Origin of the sequence: Cryobacterium sp. TMN-39-2, assembly GCF_004402745.1 — a bacterium.
Taxonomy (GTDB): Bacteria; Actinomycetota; Actinomycetes; order Actinomycetales; family Microbacteriaceae; genus Cryobacterium; species Cryobacterium zongtaii.
On the sequence record NZ_SOFX01000011.1, the window covers coordinates 307,850 to 324,133 of the forward strand.

Annotated in this window: 14 protein-coding genes; 5 read left to right on the plus strand and 9 right to left on the minus strand. The window is 68.5% G+C overall.

Annotated features, from left to right (window positions below; all coding sequences use genetic code 11):
• Positions 1-41: 41 nt before the first annotated feature.
• Both E3O57_RS03535 and E3O57_RS03540 read left to right on the plus strand, forming a co-directional pair.
• Positions 42-626, plus strand: a complete 585-nt coding sequence (locus E3O57_RS03535) for a dihydrofolate reductase family protein (protein ID WP_103461907.1) — start codon at positions 42-44, stop codon at positions 624-626.
• The gene (locus E3O57_RS03540) at positions 623-931 is read left to right on the plus strand and encodes a MoaD/ThiS family protein (protein WP_241990288.1); all 309 of its coding nucleotides are present in this window, start codon (positions 623-625) and stop codon (positions 929-931) included. The genes E3O57_RS03535 and E3O57_RS03540 overlap by 4 nt, the downstream gene beginning before the upstream one ends.
• Positions 932-952: 21 nt before the next feature.
• Here the strand turns inward: E3O57_RS03540 and E3O57_RS03545 are convergent, their stop codons facing one another.
• Positions 953-2,773, minus strand: a complete 1,821-nt coding sequence (locus tag E3O57_RS03545) for an alkyl/aryl-sulfatase (protein ID WP_103479114.1) — start codon at positions 2,771-2,773, stop codon at positions 953-955.
• Positions 2,774-2,969: 196 nt separating this feature from the next.
• The gene (locus E3O57_RS03550) at positions 2,970-4,190 is read right to left on the minus strand and encodes a ThiF family adenylyltransferase (protein ID WP_103461906.1); all 1,221 of its coding nucleotides are present in this window, start codon (positions 4,188-4,190) and stop codon (positions 2,970-2,972) included.
• Positions 4,191-4,310: 120 nt separating this feature from the next.
• Here E3O57_RS03550 and E3O57_RS03555 point away from each other — a divergent pair, with 120 nt between their 5' ends.
• Both E3O57_RS03555 and sufU read left to right on the plus strand, forming a co-directional pair.
• Positions 4,311-5,672 carry an aminotransferase class V-fold PLP-dependent enzyme gene (locus E3O57_RS03555; RefSeq protein WP_103479115.1) on the plus strand — a complete coding sequence of 454 codons (1,362 nt, stop codon included), beginning with the start codon at positions 4,311-4,313 and terminating at the stop codon, positions 5,670-5,672.
• Positions 5,669-6,166, plus strand: coding sequence for a Fe-S cluster assembly sulfur transfer protein SufU (gene sufU, locus E3O57_RS03560; RefSeq protein WP_103479116.1), 498 nt, complete (start codon positions 5,669-5,671; stop codon positions 6,164-6,166). The genes E3O57_RS03555 and sufU overlap by 4 nt, the downstream gene beginning before the upstream one ends.
• Positions 6,167-6,192: 26 nt before the next feature.
• Here sufU and E3O57_RS03565 read toward each other — a convergent pair whose 3' ends face one another.
• The 6 genes from E3O57_RS03565 to E3O57_RS03590 all read right to left on the minus strand — a co-directional run bounded on the left by E3O57_RS03565 (position 6,193) and on the right by E3O57_RS03590 (position 13,928).
• Complete coding sequence (locus tag E3O57_RS03565; RefSeq protein WP_103479117.1) at positions 6,193-7,122, minus strand: BadF/BadG/BcrA/BcrD ATPase family protein; 930 nt, start codon at positions 7,120-7,122, stop codon at positions 6,193-6,195.
• Positions 7,119-8,150 (minus strand): 1,4-beta-xylanase, encoded by a 1,032-nt coding sequence (locus E3O57_RS03570; RefSeq protein WP_241990303.1) that lies wholly within the window; start codon positions 8,148-8,150, stop codon positions 7,119-7,121. Before E3O57_RS03570 ends, E3O57_RS03565 begins: the two co-directional genes overlap by 4 nt.
• Positions 8,151-8,203: 53 nt before the next feature.
• Positions 8,204-10,714, minus strand: a complete 2,511-nt coding sequence (locus E3O57_RS03575) for a glycoside hydrolase family 2 protein (protein ID WP_103479118.1) — start codon at positions 10,712-10,714, stop codon at positions 8,204-8,206.
• Positions 10,715-10,730: 16 nt separating this feature from the next.
• A complete protein-coding gene (locus E3O57_RS03580; protein WP_088455979.1) occupies positions 10,731-11,555 on the minus strand; it encodes a carbohydrate ABC transporter permease in 825 nt (274 codons plus the stop codon).
• Positions 11,552-12,451 carry a carbohydrate ABC transporter permease gene (locus E3O57_RS03585; RefSeq protein WP_240632488.1) on the minus strand — a complete coding sequence of 300 codons (900 nt, stop codon included), beginning with the start codon at positions 12,449-12,451 and terminating at the stop codon, positions 11,552-11,554. The genes E3O57_RS03580 and E3O57_RS03585 overlap by 4 nt, the downstream gene beginning before the upstream one ends.
• Before the next feature lie 184 nt (positions 12,452-12,635).
• On the minus strand, positions 12,636-13,928 hold the full coding sequence (locus tag E3O57_RS03590; RefSeq protein WP_103461901.1) for an ABC transporter substrate-binding protein: 1,293 nt from the start codon (positions 13,926-13,928) through the stop codon (positions 12,636-12,638).
• A 302-nt stretch (positions 13,929-14,230) separates the two neighbouring features.
• Between E3O57_RS03590 and E3O57_RS03595 the strand changes: the two genes are divergently transcribed.
• Positions 14,231-15,238, plus strand: a complete 1,008-nt coding sequence (locus E3O57_RS03595) for a LacI family DNA-binding transcriptional regulator (RefSeq protein WP_088455981.1) — start codon at positions 14,231-14,233, stop codon at positions 15,236-15,238.
• 34 nt (positions 15,239-15,272) lie between these two features.
• Here the strand turns inward: E3O57_RS03595 and E3O57_RS03600 are convergent, their stop codons facing one another.
• Positions 15,273-16,256 carry an acetylxylan esterase gene (locus E3O57_RS03600; RefSeq protein WP_103479119.1) on the minus strand — a complete coding sequence of 328 codons (984 nt, stop codon included), beginning with the start codon at positions 16,254-16,256 and terminating at the stop codon, positions 15,273-15,275.
• Positions 16,257-16,284 lie beyond the last annotated feature (28 nt).

Below are 16,284 nucleotides of genomic sequence, written 5' to 3' on the forward strand. Positions count from 1 at the left end.
ACACGGGCCGTAGGACGGGCTCTCATACGGAAGGGCAACTCATGGGACACCTCGTGGTGCAGCAGTTCGTGACCCTCGACGGCTTCGCGGCCAACCTCGACAACGAGTTCACGGCCTACGAACTTCTCGATGGCCGCACCGACGAATTCGACCGGAGCCAGCTGGCGTGGCTCGACGGCGTCGAGACAATGGTGCTCGGCGCCAACACGTACCGCATGTTCGTGGGCTACTGGCCCACACCGGAAGCGGCGGACGAGGTCCTCACCGGCCCACTCAACGCTTTGCGTCGCCACGTGTTCTCCCGCACGCTCAGCCAGGCCCCGTGGGGCGACCTGCCCGCGGCGACCCTGGAGTCCGGCGACGCCGTCGAGGCCATCCGCCGGATCAAGGCCGAGACCAGCGGCATCGTCGTGCTGTGGGGCAGCCTGAGCCTCAGCCGGGCATTCTTCGCCGCCGGCGAGGTGGATGAGGTGCGCCTCGTGGTGATGCCCGTCGTGATCGGCGCCGGCCGCGGGGTGTTCCCGGCCGACTCCGACCCGGCCGTTCTCGACCTGCGCGGTGCGCAGAGCTTCGATGACGGCCTGGTCGAGCTTCACTACGCCCTGCGCGCCGCTCCGGAGTGGTGACCCGTCGTAGGCTGGACGAACGGGCCGGCAGGTACGGCCCGCCCACCGACGAAGGGTTCATCACCATGCAGGTGCAGGTGCGCTATTACGCCGCGGCCAAGGCGGCGACGGGGGTAGCTGAGGAAACCCGCGACCTGCCCGCCGGGGCCACCATCGGCGCCTTCCTGACGGATCTGGGCGGCAGCTCGCCCGCCGTCTTCGCCCGCTGCTCCTTCATCGTGAACGGAACGGCCACCACCGACCGCGCCCGCGTGCTGAACGAGGGCGACAGGCTCGACGTCCTGCCGCCATTCGCCGGCGGCTGACCTGTCCGGAGGGTCAGGGCGCTACGGCGTCACAACGGCGAAGGTCGGATCCGGGTTGTCCAGCAGCGCGAACAACCTCGGCAGCACGCCGGCGTCCCCGGTCATGTCCACCCCGCTGAAGGAGCCGCCGGCCACGGCCTGGGCCAGCCGGGCGTGGGTGATGCGCACGTTGAGGTCCGCCGGGCGGGGTTTGTCGATCGGATAGTGGATCAGTGCTCCGTGGCTGAGCTCGAGCCTGTAGAGCTCCCGCGTGTCCGTGATCACCCAGTTGATGGCGAAGCCCTCGTTCCACGACCGGGGCCCCACCAGCCGGATCGCCAGGGTGTCGAAGAGCTGGGTGACAGTGAGCACGTCGAGCAGACCGCCGGCCTCGAGGTCGTTGCGGCCCACGCCGTACCGCAGCTCGGTCGCCCCGGTGAGGAAGACGTTCCGCCAGGTGGCGTTCTCCGCGCCGAAGCCCAGCCGCTCCAGGCCCGTGGCCAGCAGTTCGCGGGCCGCGCCGTCACCGGGGTCGGCGAAGACGGCGTGACTGGCCAGCTCCACGGCGAACCGCAGATCACCGGCATCCAGGTATCGCCTGGCGTGCTCGAGGGTGGCCGCGACGCCGCCCATCACATCGACGTACCGGGTGGCCGCGGCCGTCGGCGGATGCTGCCACAGGTGCGCCGGGTTGCCGTCGTACCAGCCGAGGTAGCGCTGGTAGATCGCCTTGACGTTGTGGCTCACTGACCCGTAGTAGCCGTGGGTGTGCCATTTCCCGGCCAGCGACGGCGGCATTTCGAAGGCCTCGGCGATCTCGCTACCGGTCTGGCCCTGGTTCATCAGTCGCACGGTCTGGTCGTGAAGGTAGGCGTAGAGGTCGCGCTGCTCGGTGAGGAAGGCGACGATGGCGTCGGTTCCCCAGGTCGGCCAGTGGTGCGACGCGAATTCCACATCGGACCGGTGGCCGAACAGTTCGGTGGCCTCACTCAGGTAACGGGACCACATGCGGGGGTCGCGCACCTGCGCGCCGCGCAGGGTGAGCAGGTTGTGCATGGTGTGGGTGGCGTTCTCGGCCATGCACAGGGCGCGCTGCGCCGGGAAGTACAGGTTCATCTCCGACGGGCACTCGGTGCCGGGGGTGAGCTGGAAGACGATCCGCACGCCGTCGAGCACCTCTTCCTGGCCCGTCGCCGTGATGTCGAGGGTGGGCACGACCAGGCCGATGCTGCCTGTCGACGCGCCGGCGCCCAGGCCGATACCGATTCGGCCGGCGGCGTTCCGGGCAAGCGGGTGCCCGTCGTAGTAGTAGCCGCGGCGGAACATCGCGGTTCCGGCGTAGACGTTCTCGGACACCGCGTTGTCGAGAAAGTGTTCGGGGGCGACGATGGGGATGCCGGTGTCGGGTTCGATCACACCGAGCACGCCGCCGAAGTGGTCGGCGTGTGCGTGGGTGTACACGATCGCCGACACCGGGCGGTCGCCGCGATGGCTGCGGTACAGCGCCAGTGCGGCCGCTGCGGTCTCCGCTGAGATGAGCGGGTCGATCACGATGACCCCGTGGTCGCCCTCGACGAGAGTCATGTTGGACAGGTCGAAGCCGCGTACCTGATAGATGCCCTCGGTCACCAGGTACAGGCCGTGCCTGGCGGTCAGGGCGCTCTGCCGCCAGAGACCGTCGTGCACATTCTCCGACCCCGCACCGGCCAGGAAGGCGAGGGACTCCATCTCCCAGACCACCCGGCCGTCGGTGGCGTGGATGATCAGGGGGTCGAGGGTGCCGAGGAAACCACGGTCGACGGCCTCGTCGCTGCCGCGCGACCCCGTCGCCGTGTTCCCGGTTGGATGTTTGTCATCGCCCATGATGACCACCTCTCTTGCCGTGCTCTCTCGGGACGTTCTACCGTGCCCGTTGCGCACACCATAACCGGGCGCCCACCTGGCAACCACCCCGCGATTTCCACGGGCCAGGCGCCAGCGCGGGCATCACCCTCGGTGCGGCCCACCTCGACCGGGACGCCAGCCGGCTCTCCTACTGCTGTCTCAGCGTGCGGCGAGATCAGTACCGCGCTTTGTCCGGTTCGATCTGCCGCACCCAGTCGTCGACGCCGCCCGCGAGGTGGGTGACCGCCGACCAGCCGTTGTCGCGGAGCACCTCGCGGGCGTACTCGGACCGGGCGCCGTGGTGGCAGTAGAGGATGACGCGGTCGTCGGGTTCCATCACCGTGCGGGCCTCGTCGGTGAGCAGCTGCGCCATCGGCACCAGCGCCGATCCGTCGATGGCGACGATGTCGCGCTCCCACGGCTCCCGGATGTCCACGAGCACGAAGTCGGCGAGCCCCGCCTGCCGGTCGGCGAGCAGGCCGGCGAGCTCGGCCGAGGTGACCTCGTCGGGTGCCGGTGCGCCGGGGTGCGCCTGCACCGGGATCGGGTGGGTGTGCACCTGGCTGTGGCTGGTGTCGCGGGGCGGGTCGGCGGCCGCGGCCGGCGCGAGGGGGCCGGTCACACCTGTCGCGGTGGCCGCACCGTATGGCAGCTCCCGCCAGGAGGCGTCGAGGCCGTCGTGCACGAGCAGCCGGCCGAACAAGGGTTCGCCGAAGCCCACGATGAGTTTGAGCGTTTCGGTGGCCATCATGGCGCCGACGCTGGCGCACACCGAGCCGAGCACTCCGGCCATGGCGCAGGTTTCGGCCTCGTCGGGGCCCGGGGTGCTCGGGAAGAGGTCTTCCAGGCGGGTGCCGCCGGCCGGCCCGTCGACCCAGAACGTCGTGACCAGGCCGTCGAAGCGCAGCACGGAGCCCCAGATGTACGGCTTGTGCAGCAGCGCCGCGGCGTCGTGGGCGAGGTGGCGGGTGGCGAAGTTGTCGGTGCCGTCGATGACGATGTCGTAGTCGGCGATCAGGGCGAGCACGTTGGCGGCCGTGAGGCGGGTCTGGTGCGCCACGACCTTGATCAGCGGGTTGTGCGCGCGCAGGGCGGCCGCGGCGGCCTCGGCCTTGGGCCGGGCCAGGTCGGCCATCGTGTAGATGGTCTGGCGGTGCAGGTTGGAGACCTCCACGCTGTCGGAATCCACGATGCCGAGAGTGCCGACGCCCGCGGCGGCCAGGGCGGTGAGCACCGGGGAGCCCAGCCCGCCGGCACCGATCATCAGCACCCTGGCGGCCGCGAGGCGGCGCTGACCGAGATCGCCGACCTGCTCGAGCGAGAGCTGCCGGGCGTAGCGTTGGCGTTGGGCCGGGGTGAGCGGCGGTCCCGGCGAAACCAGGGGAGCGTGCGGCATGGCGGCCCTTTCTGCTGGCTTCCAGCCTAGGCCTGAACCGCGCCAGGACTGCCGGCGCCGGCGTTTTGTATCCTGCCGTCATCCTCTGCCGGGGCCCGGCCGGTGGCGGTACCCTGAAGTATGACGTTCGTCGCACCACCCTCTGCCCCCGCGCGTGACCAGGCTCCGCATCACGAGAGCCTGCCTGACGAGAGCCTGGCCGACCAGACTCTGAGTTCCGATGAGGTGCTGCGGATCCGCAATGACTTCCCGGTGCTGCACCAGCTCGTCAACGGGCATCCGCTGGCCTACCTCGACTCCGGTGCCACCTCGCAGAACCCGATCAGCGTGATGGAGGCCGAGCAGGAGTACTACGAGCAGCGGAACGCCGCCGTGCACCGCGGCGCGCACACCCTTGCCTTCGCCGCCACCGAGGTGTTCGAGGCCGCCCGCGCCACGGTCGCCGCGTTCGTCGGCGCCCGGGAAGACGAGATCGTCTGGACCTCCAACGCCACCGAGGGTGTGAACCTCGTCTCGTACTCGTTCTCCAACGCGTCCCTCGGCCTCGGCGGCCCCGCCGCCGCCCGCTTCAAGCTGGGGTCCGCCGACGAGATCGTCGTCACCGAGATGGAGCACCACTCCAACCTCATCCCCTGGCAGCAGCTGGCGCTTCGCACCGGAGCCACCCTCCGTTTCATCCCGGTTCTGCCGGACGGCACCCTCGACATGGCCGCCGCCGCCGAGATCCTGAACCCGCGCACCCGGCTGCTGGCCGTCACCCACGCCTCCAACGTGGTGGGCACCATCAACCCCATCGACGAGCTCGTGGCCATGGCCCACGCCGTCGACGCCCTGGTCTTCCTGGACGCCTGCCAGTCGGCGCCGCACCTGGCCCTGGACCTCACCGCGCTCGACGTGGACTTCGCGGTGTTCTCCGGGCACAAGATGCTCGGCCCCACCGGCATCGGCGTGCTCTACGGCAAGGCCGAGCTGCTCGCCGCGATGCCGCCGTTCCTCACCGGCGGGTCCATGATCACCACCGTCGACATGCTGGGCGCCGAGTTCCTCACCCCGCCGCAGCGGTTCGAGGCCGGCACCCAGCGCATCTCCCAGGCCATCGCGCTGGCCTCCGCGGTCGACTACCTCAGCCACACGGGCATGGGCCGCATCCGCACCCGCGAAGCCGAACTCGGCCGCCGGCTCGTCGAGGGCGTCACCGCCATCCCCGGCGTGCGACTGCTCGGCCCCGGCCTCGGGGTCGAACGCATCGGCCTGGCCGCGGTGGATGTCGCCGGCGTGCACGCGCACGACGTCGGCCAGTTCCTCGACGAGGCCGGCATCGCCGTGCGGGTCGGGCACCACTGCGCCCAGCCGCTGCACAAGAAACTCGGCGTCACCGCGTCCACCCGCGCGAGCACCTACCTGTACACGACCGACGACGAGGTCGACCAGTTCCTGGCCGTGCTCGCCGAGGTCGGCCCGTTCTTCGGAGTACCCCGATGACCTCGTCCGCCATGCAGCAGCTGTACCAGCAGATCATCCTCGACCACGCGAAGTCCGCGCACGGCGCCGTCGCCGAGCTGTCGGAGCTCGACGAGGACGCGGCAGCTGTCGCCGCCGCCGCCGGTCTGCGCCAGGCCCAGTCGCACCAGGTGAACACCACCTGCGGCGATGAGATCACCGTGCGGGTGGCCCTGTCCGGCGCCGGGGCGGATGCCCGGATCGACGGCTTCGCCTGGCGGGGCGTCGGCTGCTCCATCTCAATGGCGTCGGCCTCAGTGCTCTACGACACCGTGCGCGGCACCAGCGTCGCCGAGTCGCTGGTCATGCTCGACCTGTTCCGGGAGATGCTGCGCTCCCGCGGCACCATCGAACCCGACGAAGAGGTGCTCGGAGACGCCGCGGCGTTCGCCGGCGTCTCCAAGTACCCGGCCAGGGTCAAGTGCGCCATGCTGCCCTGGGTGGCCTTCGAGGCCGCCCTGCTCCAGCTGGGCTAGCCGACTGACAATCCGGCCTGCCGGCGCTAGCCGATCGAGCTGGCGATGCGGTCGCGCAGGGCGCTGGTGGGGGCCAGCCGGGCCAGGTACTCGGCGCCGTCGAGGGCGTTGGCGATGGCGGGGCGGATGTCGACGTCTGGCCACAGCTCGCGCAGACCCCGCTCGAACCGGGTGGCGATCTCGGGGGCGCGCAGCACCCCGCCGATGCCGCAGACCACGGGGGACGGGCTGATGTCTTCGCCGACCCGGCGGAGCCCGGTGGCGGCCGAGAGCACCAGCTCTGCGGCGGCTCCGGCGCAGATCGCGGCGGCGACGGCATCCGTTGCGGCCAGTTCGGTGACCTGACGGGAGTAGGCGGCGATGCGGCTCACCCGCAGCGGATCGGCCTGCAGCTCGAGGTAGGCCATTTCGATGTGGGGGAACTCCCGGCGCATGACGGCGGACAGCGCGGTTGCGGGGCCGCGGCCGTCGTAGGCGCGCATCACGGCGTCCAGGGCTGCGCGACCGAGCCAGTAGCCGCTGCCGGCGTCGCCGATCAGGTTGCCCCAACCGTCGATGCGGGCCACATCGTTCGCACCCACCGCGAGGGTGACCACGCCGGTGCCGGCGGCGACGACCACGCCGAGCTCGTCCCCGAGGGCGCCGAGGTAGCTCGTGACGGAGTCGTGGGCGAGGAAGACCTCGCGCACCCCGAGTGCCGCGCCGGCGGCGAGGAGTTCGCGCGGGTCGGTTTCGGCCTTCGAGAAGCCGGAGATGCCGGCGCTGACGGTGACGATCGGCTGCCGGGTCGATGACGCGACGGAGGCGACGACCTCGCCGAGCTGGGGGATCAGGGCGCTGTCGGTGCGGATCCCGCCGAATTCGAACGGAACCCACTCGCCGTTCCCGGTGTGCAGGCGCGCCCGGATACCGGTTTGGCCGGCATCGATGGTGAGGGAGCTGGATTCGACACTCATGGGTGGTCCGTTCTTGCGGGTGGTACGGGTGCGGGTCGTACGGGTGCGGGTGGTGTTGAACTGAGCGGTGCGGAACCGGGCGGTGCGGAACTCGGCGGTGCGGAACTAGGCGGTGCGGCCAGCCAGGCCCGGTACTGGCGGCCCAGGAAGTCTGCGGCGGGTTTGCCGTAGACGCAGTAGTCGTCATTCTGCGCCGCATCGGCCGCCGCGTACAGGGTCGTCGGCCAGTCCCAGAGCATGAAGCCGCGCATCCATTCTCGCCGACCGGTGGCCGCGATCATGTCCTCGTAGTAGCGCAGCTGCTCGGCGCCGGAGGGAACCCCTGGCAGGGCCCAGTCGTTGGGCTTGTCGGGTGACCCGGTGCGGCTCGGGCAGCCGGCCTCCATGAAGAAGAACGGTTTGCCGGTGGCCGTCACGACCTGCTCGATGCGATCCAGCTGCTCGTCCCAGGTGTCGATCGGGTAGTAGCCGCTGGAGGTGATCACGTCGACGGCGTCCCACCAGGAGACGTGGTCCTCCTGGAACTTGTCGCAGTTGTAGGTCACCAGGCCGCTGTAAACCTCGCGCACCGCGGTGATCAGGGTGCGCCAGCGCGCATCCTGGCCGTCGGCGCGCACCATCTCGCAGCCTATGCAGAGCATCTCTGCGCCCTCCTCCTCGGCGAGCCGCGCGGCGTGCAGGATGAACGCCGTGTACGACCGGAACCAGGCGGTCCAGCCGGGTTCGCCGGGCACCTCCCAGTCGAAGAAGCCGATGTAGGCGCGCCAAGTGCCGTCGGCGCAGTTGACCACGGGCTTGAGGCAGACCTTGAGCCCGTGCGCTTTGGCCTCACGGATGGCCCAGCGCACCTCGTCGTCGGTTACCGTCGGCGCGTCGCCGAACGGTATCTCCTCCGACTGGGCGGTATCCTGCAACGCCGCGTAGGCCAGGGCGGTCCAGTTCACGCCGAGGCCGGCCATGAGCCGCATCGAGTCGGCGGCCGCCGGGGTCGCCCAGGTTCCCCGAACGCCCGTCCAGCCCCAGGTCATGCCGCAGACCGGTTCGGTGAGAACGGATGCCGCATCGGGCCCGGTCTTGTTCCTCACCGCCGCACCAGCTGATTGGTGCTGCGCAGCACACCCGGCACCGTGAAAGCTGCCGGGTCGACCTCGAGCAGAGACGTGACCGTGAAGACCACGCTTTCGCCGGGCAGCAGGGTGACCAGCATGTCGTCGACCAGGGCATCCGGGTCGACCTTGTCGACCAACAAGACCAGGTCGCGGGTCAGCACCGGAACGGTGACCCGCACGCTGTAGCCGTCGGCGGTGCGCACGGCGCTCACCTCGGGGTTGGCCGGTGTCAGGGTGCTGTCTCGGGCTTCGGCGAAGAACCAGTGCCCACGCACCCCGGCCAGCTCGGCGCGGAGGAGCTCCGCTGCCGCATCCGTTGCCGCGGACACGGATGCGGGCAGCGGCACGGTCACGCTCGACCGCGCCGGCAGGGTGACCCGCTCGGCGTGCTCGGCCAGGACGGCTCCCGTGTCTGTGTACCGCCGCACCAGGAGCTCGCCGCTCCAGGTGTCGGCGGAGTCGTTGACCGCGATGACGGCCAGGCCGCTCTCGCGGGGCTGGATGGTGACCAGCCTGTCGGCGTAGGCGTGCTTGATCGCGTAAAGCAGGGGCTTCGGCCGGCCGTAGCCGTCCACGGCGGCCCAGGAGGTGACCGGCCAGCAGTCGTTGAGCTGCCAGACTATGCTGCCCATGCAGTGTGGGGAGAGCGAGCGGAAGTGCTCGATCGCGGTGCTGATAGCGGTGGCCTGGTTCAGTGACATCGCCCAGTGCCAGTCGCCGGTCTCTCTGGGCAGCGGCAGGTGCGGCAGCAGCCCGTCGGTGAGCTTGACGTTGCCCTCCATGGCCTTCTGGTGCACGAGCATGCCCGGCGATTCCGGGGTCAGCGGCTCATCGTGGATCGATTCCGTCAGGGTCGACCAGGTGGGCGGGCCCTGCCAGCCGAACTCGGCCACGAAGCGCGGCTGGTACTCGCGGTATGCGGGGTAGTCCCGCTGGTTCCAGAGGTCCCAGATGTGCATGGTGCCGTGCTCGGGATCGTTGGGGTGCAGGTCATTGGAGGCAGTGCCGGCAACCGGGGAGAACGGACTGCCGGGCGTGTAGCCGATGTGCGGGGCCAGCTCGGCGACCAGGGCGGGAAACACGTCGTAGTAGAAGCCGCCGCCCCAGGTCTCGCCGTCCAGGCGCAGCTTCCAGTTCCATTCCTCGAAGCCCCAGAGGTTCTCGTTGTTGCCGTTCAGCACCACGAGCGACGGATGCGCGGCGAGCCTCGCGACGTTCTCCCGGGCCTCGGCCTCGATCTCGTCGCCGAGCGGGGCCTCTTCGGCGTAGGCGGCGCAGGCGAGCAGGAAGTCCTGCCAGGTGAGGATGCCGCGCTCGTCGCAGAGGTGGTAGAAGTCGTCGCTCTCGAAAATGCCGCCGCCCCACACCCGGATCAGGTTGATGTTGGCGAACTCGGCCTGTGTGAGCCGGTCGAGATAGCGGGCTTTGGTGACCCGGTGCGGGAAGGCGTCGTCGGGGATCCAGTTGGCGCCCCGCACGAACACCGGTTGGCCGTTGATGACCAGGGTGAACGGGGTACCGTTCTCGTCGGGCGTGGTGTCGAATTCGACGGTGCGGAAGCCGATCCGGGTGCTCGACCGGTCCAGTTCCACCGCGGTGTCGGCCGCGCGCAGAGTGACCTCCAGCTCGTAGAGCGGGTGCTCACCGTAGCCGAGCGGCCACCACAGGTCCACGTCGGGCACGCTCAGGCTCACGGTCGCGCCGGTCGCTCCGGCCGGCAGCTCCACGGTGCGGCTGACGCCGGCGACGGATGCCGTGACGCTGACCGGGGTCTCCGTAGCGCGGTCCACCTCCACGTGCACGTCCACCAGCCCGGTGCTGGTCGGCCCTGTCGGGTCAGACACCGTGGCGATCGGGCGCACACTCGCCAGCCGGGCGGTCGACCAGCTGACCAGGGTCACCGGCTTCCATAGCCCGGAGGTGGACGTGTCGATGCCCCAGTCCCAGCCGAAGCTGCAGGCCATCTTGCGAATGGCGTTGTAGGGGTGGTGGTTCACGTGCGGACGGTAGCCGAGGTCCAGGCTCGCGGCATCCGCGGCCTTGATGGGGGAGCGAAACACCACCACGAGCTCGTTGAGGCCGGCTTTGAGGCGGGCACTCACGTCGAAGCTGTAGCTGCGGTGCATATTGCGGGTACTGCCCAGCGACACCCCGTTCAGCTCGATCTCGGCGATGGTGTCGAGCCCGGCGAAGACCAGGTCGGTCTTCTCGGCCCCGGCCGGGTTCCAGGCGAAGGTGGTGCTGTAGCGCCAGTCCGTCAGCCCGATCCAGGAGAGCAGCTGCTCGTTGCCGTCGAGGTACGGGTCGGGAATCAGCTCGGCGGCCAGCAGGTCGGTGTGCACGGATCCGGGCACGGTGGCCGGCACGGTGAGGCGCCGGATGCTCGCCGGCACCGGTCCGTCCAGAGCTGTGACACTCCAGTCGGTGTCGAGCAACCGGGTGACGGGAGCAGGGGAGGACGAGGGGATGGTGTGTGCAGACATTACGGGTTTCCAGACATTACTTGGTGGCTCCGGACGTGACGCCGTTGTAGATGAATCGTTGCAGGAACAGGAAGATGATCAGGGTCGGCACGATGACGATCATGATGCCGGCCGCGATGATCTCCCACTGTGCGCCGTACGGTCCCTGGAACCTGAAGAGCGAGGTGCTGATCACGGCCAGGTCCTGAGCGGGCATATAGAGGTACGGGATGTAGAACTCGTTGTAGATGGCGATGCCCTTGATGATGACGACCGTGGCGATGGCGGGGCCGAGCAGCGGCAGGATGATGCGCCAGTACACCCCGAACCGGCTCGCGCCGTCGAGCATGGCGGCTTCGTCGAGCGACCGGGGGATCGACTGCATGAACTGGATGAAGATGTAGATCGAGAGGATGTCTGTACCCATGAACAGGATGATCGCCGCCCCGTGGGTGTTGACCAGGTGGAAGAAGTTCACCACCTGATAGGTCGCCACCTGGGTGGTGACGGCCGGAACCAGGGTGGCCACGAGGAAGAGCCCGAAGACCACCTTCTTGAAGCGGAACTCGAATCTGTCGAGCACGTACGCGGCCATGGTGCCGATCAGGATGGTGCCGGTGACGGAGATCACCGCGATGATCGAGGTGTTCAGGAACCCGAGCATCATCCGTCCGTCGACGAAGGCCGTGGCGAAGTTGGCGAAGTTGAACCAGTTCGACGGAGGCACCAGGGGGCCGGTGGTGGCGTATTCGGTGTTGCTCTTCAGCGACGCGAACAGGATCACGATGATGGGCACGAGCGCGACGAGCGAACCGAGAACGAGGGACAGGTACTTCCCCGTGGTGCCGAGATGTCTGATCATGAGGCCAACGTCACTTTCTCGTCGGGGACGACCTTGCGCTGCAGCCAGGTGACGAGCAGCACGATGATGAGCAGGATGACCGCCATCGCCGAGGCCAGTCCGACCTTGCGGTACACGAAGGCCGTTTGGATGGTCTGGATGACGAAGGTCATGCTGCCGTTGGTGCCGCCGGTGATGATGTACGGCAGTTCGAACGCGGAGAGGCTGCCGGCGATAGCCAGGATGAAGGACAGGCTGATGATGCGCTGGATGCCCGGGGCGATGATGTAGCGGAACTGCTGCCACTTGTTCGCGCCGTCCAGGTCGGCCGCCTCGTAGAGTTCGCCGGGGATCGACTGGATCGCGCCGAGGAAGAGCACGAAGTTGAGGCCGATGTAGCGCCAGATGGCGACGCCGGCGAGGGAGTAGTTGACCACATCCGGGTTACCGAGCCACTGGGTGGAGAGCTCGCCGAGGCCGACGAAGCCGAGCACGGCGTCGAGGGTGCCGCCCGGGCGGAAGAAGAACAGGAAGATGAACGCGATGGCGACGGCGTTGATCAGGTAGGGAAAGAACAGGATGCCCTTGAACAGGTTGCGGAACCGGGTCTTGAAGCTGAGGATCGTGGCGAAGTAGAGCGCCAGGGCCATCTGCAGGAACGACGCCCCGAAGTAGTACAGGCTGACCACGAAGACCTGCCAGTACTTGGGATCGGTGAAGATCTTGACGAAGTTGTTCAGCCCGACGACGTCTTTGGTCTTGTCCAGGCCGTCCCAGGAGGTGAAGCTGTACCAGATCATGTTGCCCACCGGGATATAGGTGAACGTGATCAGCAGGGCCAGCGGGATGGCCAGGAACAGCCACGGCATGACGATGGAGTCTTTGCGTTTGCCGGTTGCGCTGATGGTGGTGCGGATGAAGCGGTGCGAGAACCGGCTGAACAGGTCCGGCGCTTTCGCTGGGGCCAGTTGTTGAGACACCGAGCGTCCTTTCTTTTGCCTGGGGCAGTGTCGGTCTGGGCAGAGCGCGGCCGGCCGTTGAATGCCCGGCCGGCCGGCTGTTACTGCGGACTTCCCCTGGTGGTGCGGGTGGGGACGGGGCCTAGCCCTCGACGGATGCCTTGGCCTTGGCCCAGGCAGCGTTCAGGTCGGCGAAGAGCGACGCCTTGTCGCCGTCGGCGGCACCGCGGGCGGTGTCGACGATCTTCTGGCGGTAGAGCGGGCCGGTCAGGTCGATCTCGGACTCGCTGGTGATGTCGTTCTCCAGGGTGGCCTGGTCGGCCGGCACCGGCGTGAGCTCGAGGAATTCGACGCCGCTGGCGGTGAAGTCAGCGAGGGCGTCCGGGGCGGGGCCGTCGACGACGGGGGAGAGCCCGCCCTGGTCTGTGGCGTAGCCGGACTCCTGGGCGAACCAGTCGATCCAGGCGCGGGCCGTGGCCTTGTTCTTCGAGTTGATGCTGATGGCGTTCTGGTAGTCGCCACCGATCGTGGAGTACGACTGTCCGTCTACGGCACTGGGGAAGGCCATGTAGCCGATGTCCTCGGCCGATCCGCCGGCGGTCACCGCGGCATCCTGCATCTGTGTGATGGCCCAGGAGCCCAGGACCATGGAGCCGATCTCGCCGCTGCCGAGCCCGCCCTTGGACGATTCCCAGTCCGTGGTGGTGGGGTCTTCTTCACTCAGGCCCTGCGCGACGATGTCGTAGAGCAGCCCGTCGGCGATCTCGTGGTACTCGCCGGTCGCCCACGGGGCGTCGGACTCGACGAGGGTGATTGACGCGTCCTTGTCGCCGGTCGCGGCCCGGTTGCCGTCCCACTGGCTCAGCGGCCAGCCGTCGCCGTAGTTCGTGTAGTACGGCACCGCGTCGGTGTTGTCCTTGATGAGCTGGAGGTCGGCGAGGAACTCATCGGGGGTGGTCGGCATCTCGGTGACGCCGGCGTCGGCCCAGACATTCTTGTTGTAGACGATGCCCTGAGCGTTTCCGGTGATGGCGACTCCGTAGGCGAGGTCGTCGTAGGCCTTCTCGGCGACGAAGCGGTAGGTCTCGCTCATCTCCTCCAGGGAACCCAACGGCTCGAAGAACTGTGCCAGCTGCACCTTGGTGACGGTGCTGGGAATGAGGAGCACGTCACCGTAGCTGCCCGAGGACAACCGGGTGGAGATGTCGGTTTCGTAGTCCTTGATGGCCTCGAACTTGACGGAGGTGCCGGGGTAGGCCTTTTCGAACTGGGCGGCGTAGTCCTTGAAGACGGTGTCGACGATGTCGGTGCGCTGGGTGATCACGGTGATCTCCCCGGTGATCTCGCCCTCGTCTGCCGGGGCCGACCCGGAGCATCCTGCTAGTAGTGCGGTGGCCGCCAGAGCGGCTACCCCCATGATGAGCTTCTTTGCCATCGGTTTTCTCCTAATCGGTATCACCATTGACCCGTTGAGACACGACCGCGACTTCCCGCCCGTGGATCTCTGGTGTTGCTGTTGGGCCTCATGCTAGGCCCGGTTTTGGCGGGCCGTCAAACAAAAATGTCAGCGCTGTCCGAAGTTGTCCTATTCGCACTTGGGTGCCGCAGATCGTTGGAATAGCGGGGAACTCACGGGTTTCTCGATCAAAGAACTCTTGCCAATGTCTGCAAAATGTCTTACGTTGACATGGCGATGATCTGGCCGGTTTGGACTGCTCGCGGATCGAAGGAGATCTCATGACGACACAATCGCGTGCGACACTGGCCGACGTGGCGATGCTCGCGGGAGTGAGCTCCAAGACGGTGTCGCGGGTCTTCGCCGGTGCCGGCAACGTCTCGTCGGACACGCGGGAGCGGGTTCTCAAGGCCGCCAAGCGGTTGCGCTTCCGGCCCAACAACCTGGCCCGCAACCTGCGCCGCGGGGGAGTCACCAACACCGTCGCGTTCGTGATCGGCGACCTGAAGAACCCGTTCTACTTCCACGTCGCGGCCGGTATCGAACGCGAACTGGCGCTTCGCGGTCTCACGATGGTGCTCGCCACGACGGATGACTCACCGGACAGCGAGGAACGCGTCGTGGACGCCCTGATCTCGCAACGGGTGCGGGCGCTGCTGCTGATCCCCATCGCCGACGACCAGTCCTACCTCGAGGGCGAACGTCAGCTTGGCACCCCGGTGGTGAGCGTCGACCGGCCGGCCCGCAACCTTGTCGCCGACTCCGTGGTGTTGCAGAACCGCCAAGGTATGGCGGACGCGGTGCGCTCACTCACGGCCATCGGCCACCGCAGGATCGGTTTCATCTCCAACCCGTCCGCGATGTACACCCAGCGGGAACGCCTGGCCGGGTACCGCGAGGCGCTGCGCGAGGTGGGCGTCACCGAGACCGCGCAGTGGGAGCGCCTCGACGACGACCCCGACATCTCTCCGGAACTCGCCGTGCAGAGCCTGCTCGACCTGCCGGACCCGCCGACGGCGATCGTGGCCGGCAACAACCGCGGCAGCGCGGGCGCCGTGCGGGTGCTGCGCAATCTCGAGCCGCCGGTGGCGTTCATCGGCTTCGACGATTTCGAGCTGGCGGACGCCCTGGACATCTCCGTCGTGGCCTACGACCCGATGGAACTCGGCCGCACCGCCGCTCGACTTGCCCTCGAGCACCTGGCCGACCCCGACTCGTTCACCAAACAGGTCGAGATCCCCACCCGGCTGATCCACCGCGGCTCCGGTGAGATCCCGCCGCCGCGCTGAGCCGGCCGGCGGGCCCGTTGGCACCGGCGGGCGGCTACCCGGCCAGCTGGCGGGCGAGCCAGGCGGCCTGGCGCACGAAGTGGTGGCCCTGGCCGCCCTCGTGCTCGTTGAACGGGTACACCTCGATGTCGGCATCCGCTGCCCAGTGGTTGTGCGCGGCGAAAACCGTGGACGGCGGGCAGACGGGGTCGAGCAACCCCACCGAGAACAGCGCGGGAGCGGTGGCCCGCTTGGCGAAGTTGACCCCGTCGAAGTACGAGAGCGTCGCGAAGGTCTGCTCGACCTCGTCCCGGTGCACCGCGAGATAGCGCACGACCTCCTGGTACGGGTCGTTGCCGGTCATTCCGACGGCGCGCTCGAAGTGGCAGAGGAAGGGCACCTCCGGCATCGCCGCAACCAGGCCGGTGGAGAGGGCCGCGGCCGCGATGGCGATGCCACCGCCCTGGCTGCCGCCGCACACCGACACCCGCTCCGGGTCGACCCTGTCGAGCGTGCGCACGGCATCGATCGCGCGCACGGCATCGGTGAACACCCGCCGGTAGTAGTAGTCGTCGGGTGACTGGATGCCGCGGGTCATGAAGCCGGAGCCGGCCGGTCCGCTGCCGTGCGGGTCGGCGGTGTCGCCACCGGAGCCCCAGCCGCTGCCCTGCCCGCGGGTGTCCATGAACAGGTAGGCGTAGCCGCTGGCCACCCAGCCGAGGTGCTCGTGCGGGAAGCCCCGGCCGCCGCCGTAACCGTTGTACTCGACCACCGCGGGCAACCGGGCCGGCAGCAACCCGGCCCTGTCGACGGGGAGCATGAACCACGCCTTGACGGGGTCACCGGCGAAGCCGTTGAAGGTGACGTCGTAGACCTCCACCTCGCTCAGCGGCGAGTCGACCCTGGTGAGCCGGGGCTCGTCCGGGTGCAGCCGGGACTCGGCCAGGGTGCGCTGCCAGAACGCGTCGAAGTCGGCCGGTTCGGAGACCGCGGGGCGGTACTGCGTGAGCTCGGGCAGGGGCATGTCTAAGCGGGGCACTGGTTGCCTTTCTGGAGGGGCGAATGCG

Excerpts from the sequence above, each read along its gene's own strand:
- E3O57_RS03535 (WP_103461907.1), top strand. The coding sequence starts at position 42 with ATGGGACACCTCGTGGTGCAGCAGTTCGTGACCCTCGACGGCTTCGCG.
- E3O57_RS03565 (WP_103479117.1), bottom strand. The coding sequence starts at position 7,122 with ATGAGTGTCGAATCCAGCTCCCTCACCATCGATGCCGGCCAAACCGGT.
- E3O57_RS03570 (WP_241990303.1), bottom strand. The coding sequence starts at position 8,150 with ATGACCTGGGGCTGGACGGGCGTTCGGGGAACCTGGGCGACCCCGGCG.
- sufU (WP_103479116.1), top strand. The coding sequence starts at position 5,669 with ATGACCTCGTCCGCCATGCAGCAGCTGTACCAGCAGATCATCCTCGAC.
- E3O57_RS03595 (WP_088455981.1), top strand. The coding sequence starts at position 14,231 with ATGACGACACAATCGCGTGCGACACTGGCCGACGTGGCGATGCTCGCG.
- E3O57_RS03575 (WP_103479118.1), bottom strand. The coding sequence starts at position 10,714 with ATGTCTGCACACACCATCCCCTCGTCCTCCCCTGCTCCCGTCACCCGG.
- E3O57_RS03590 (WP_103461901.1), bottom strand. The coding sequence starts at position 13,928 with ATGGCAAAGAAGCTCATCATGGGGGTAGCCGCTCTGGCGGCCACCGCA.
- E3O57_RS03555 (WP_103479115.1), top strand. The coding sequence starts at position 4,311 with ATGACGTTCGTCGCACCACCCTCTGCCCCCGCGCGTGACCAGGCTCCG.
- E3O57_RS03580 (WP_088455979.1), bottom strand. The coding sequence starts at position 11,555 with ATGATCAGACATCTCGGCACCACGGGGAAGTACCTGTCCCTCGTTCTC.
- E3O57_RS03550 (WP_103461906.1), bottom strand. The coding sequence starts at position 4,190 with ATGCCGCACGCTCCCCTGGTTTCGCCGGGACCGCCGCTCACCCCGGCC.
- E3O57_RS03545 (WP_103479114.1), bottom strand. The coding sequence starts at position 2,773 with ATGGGCGATGACAAACATCCAACCGGGAACACGGCGACGGGGTCGCGC.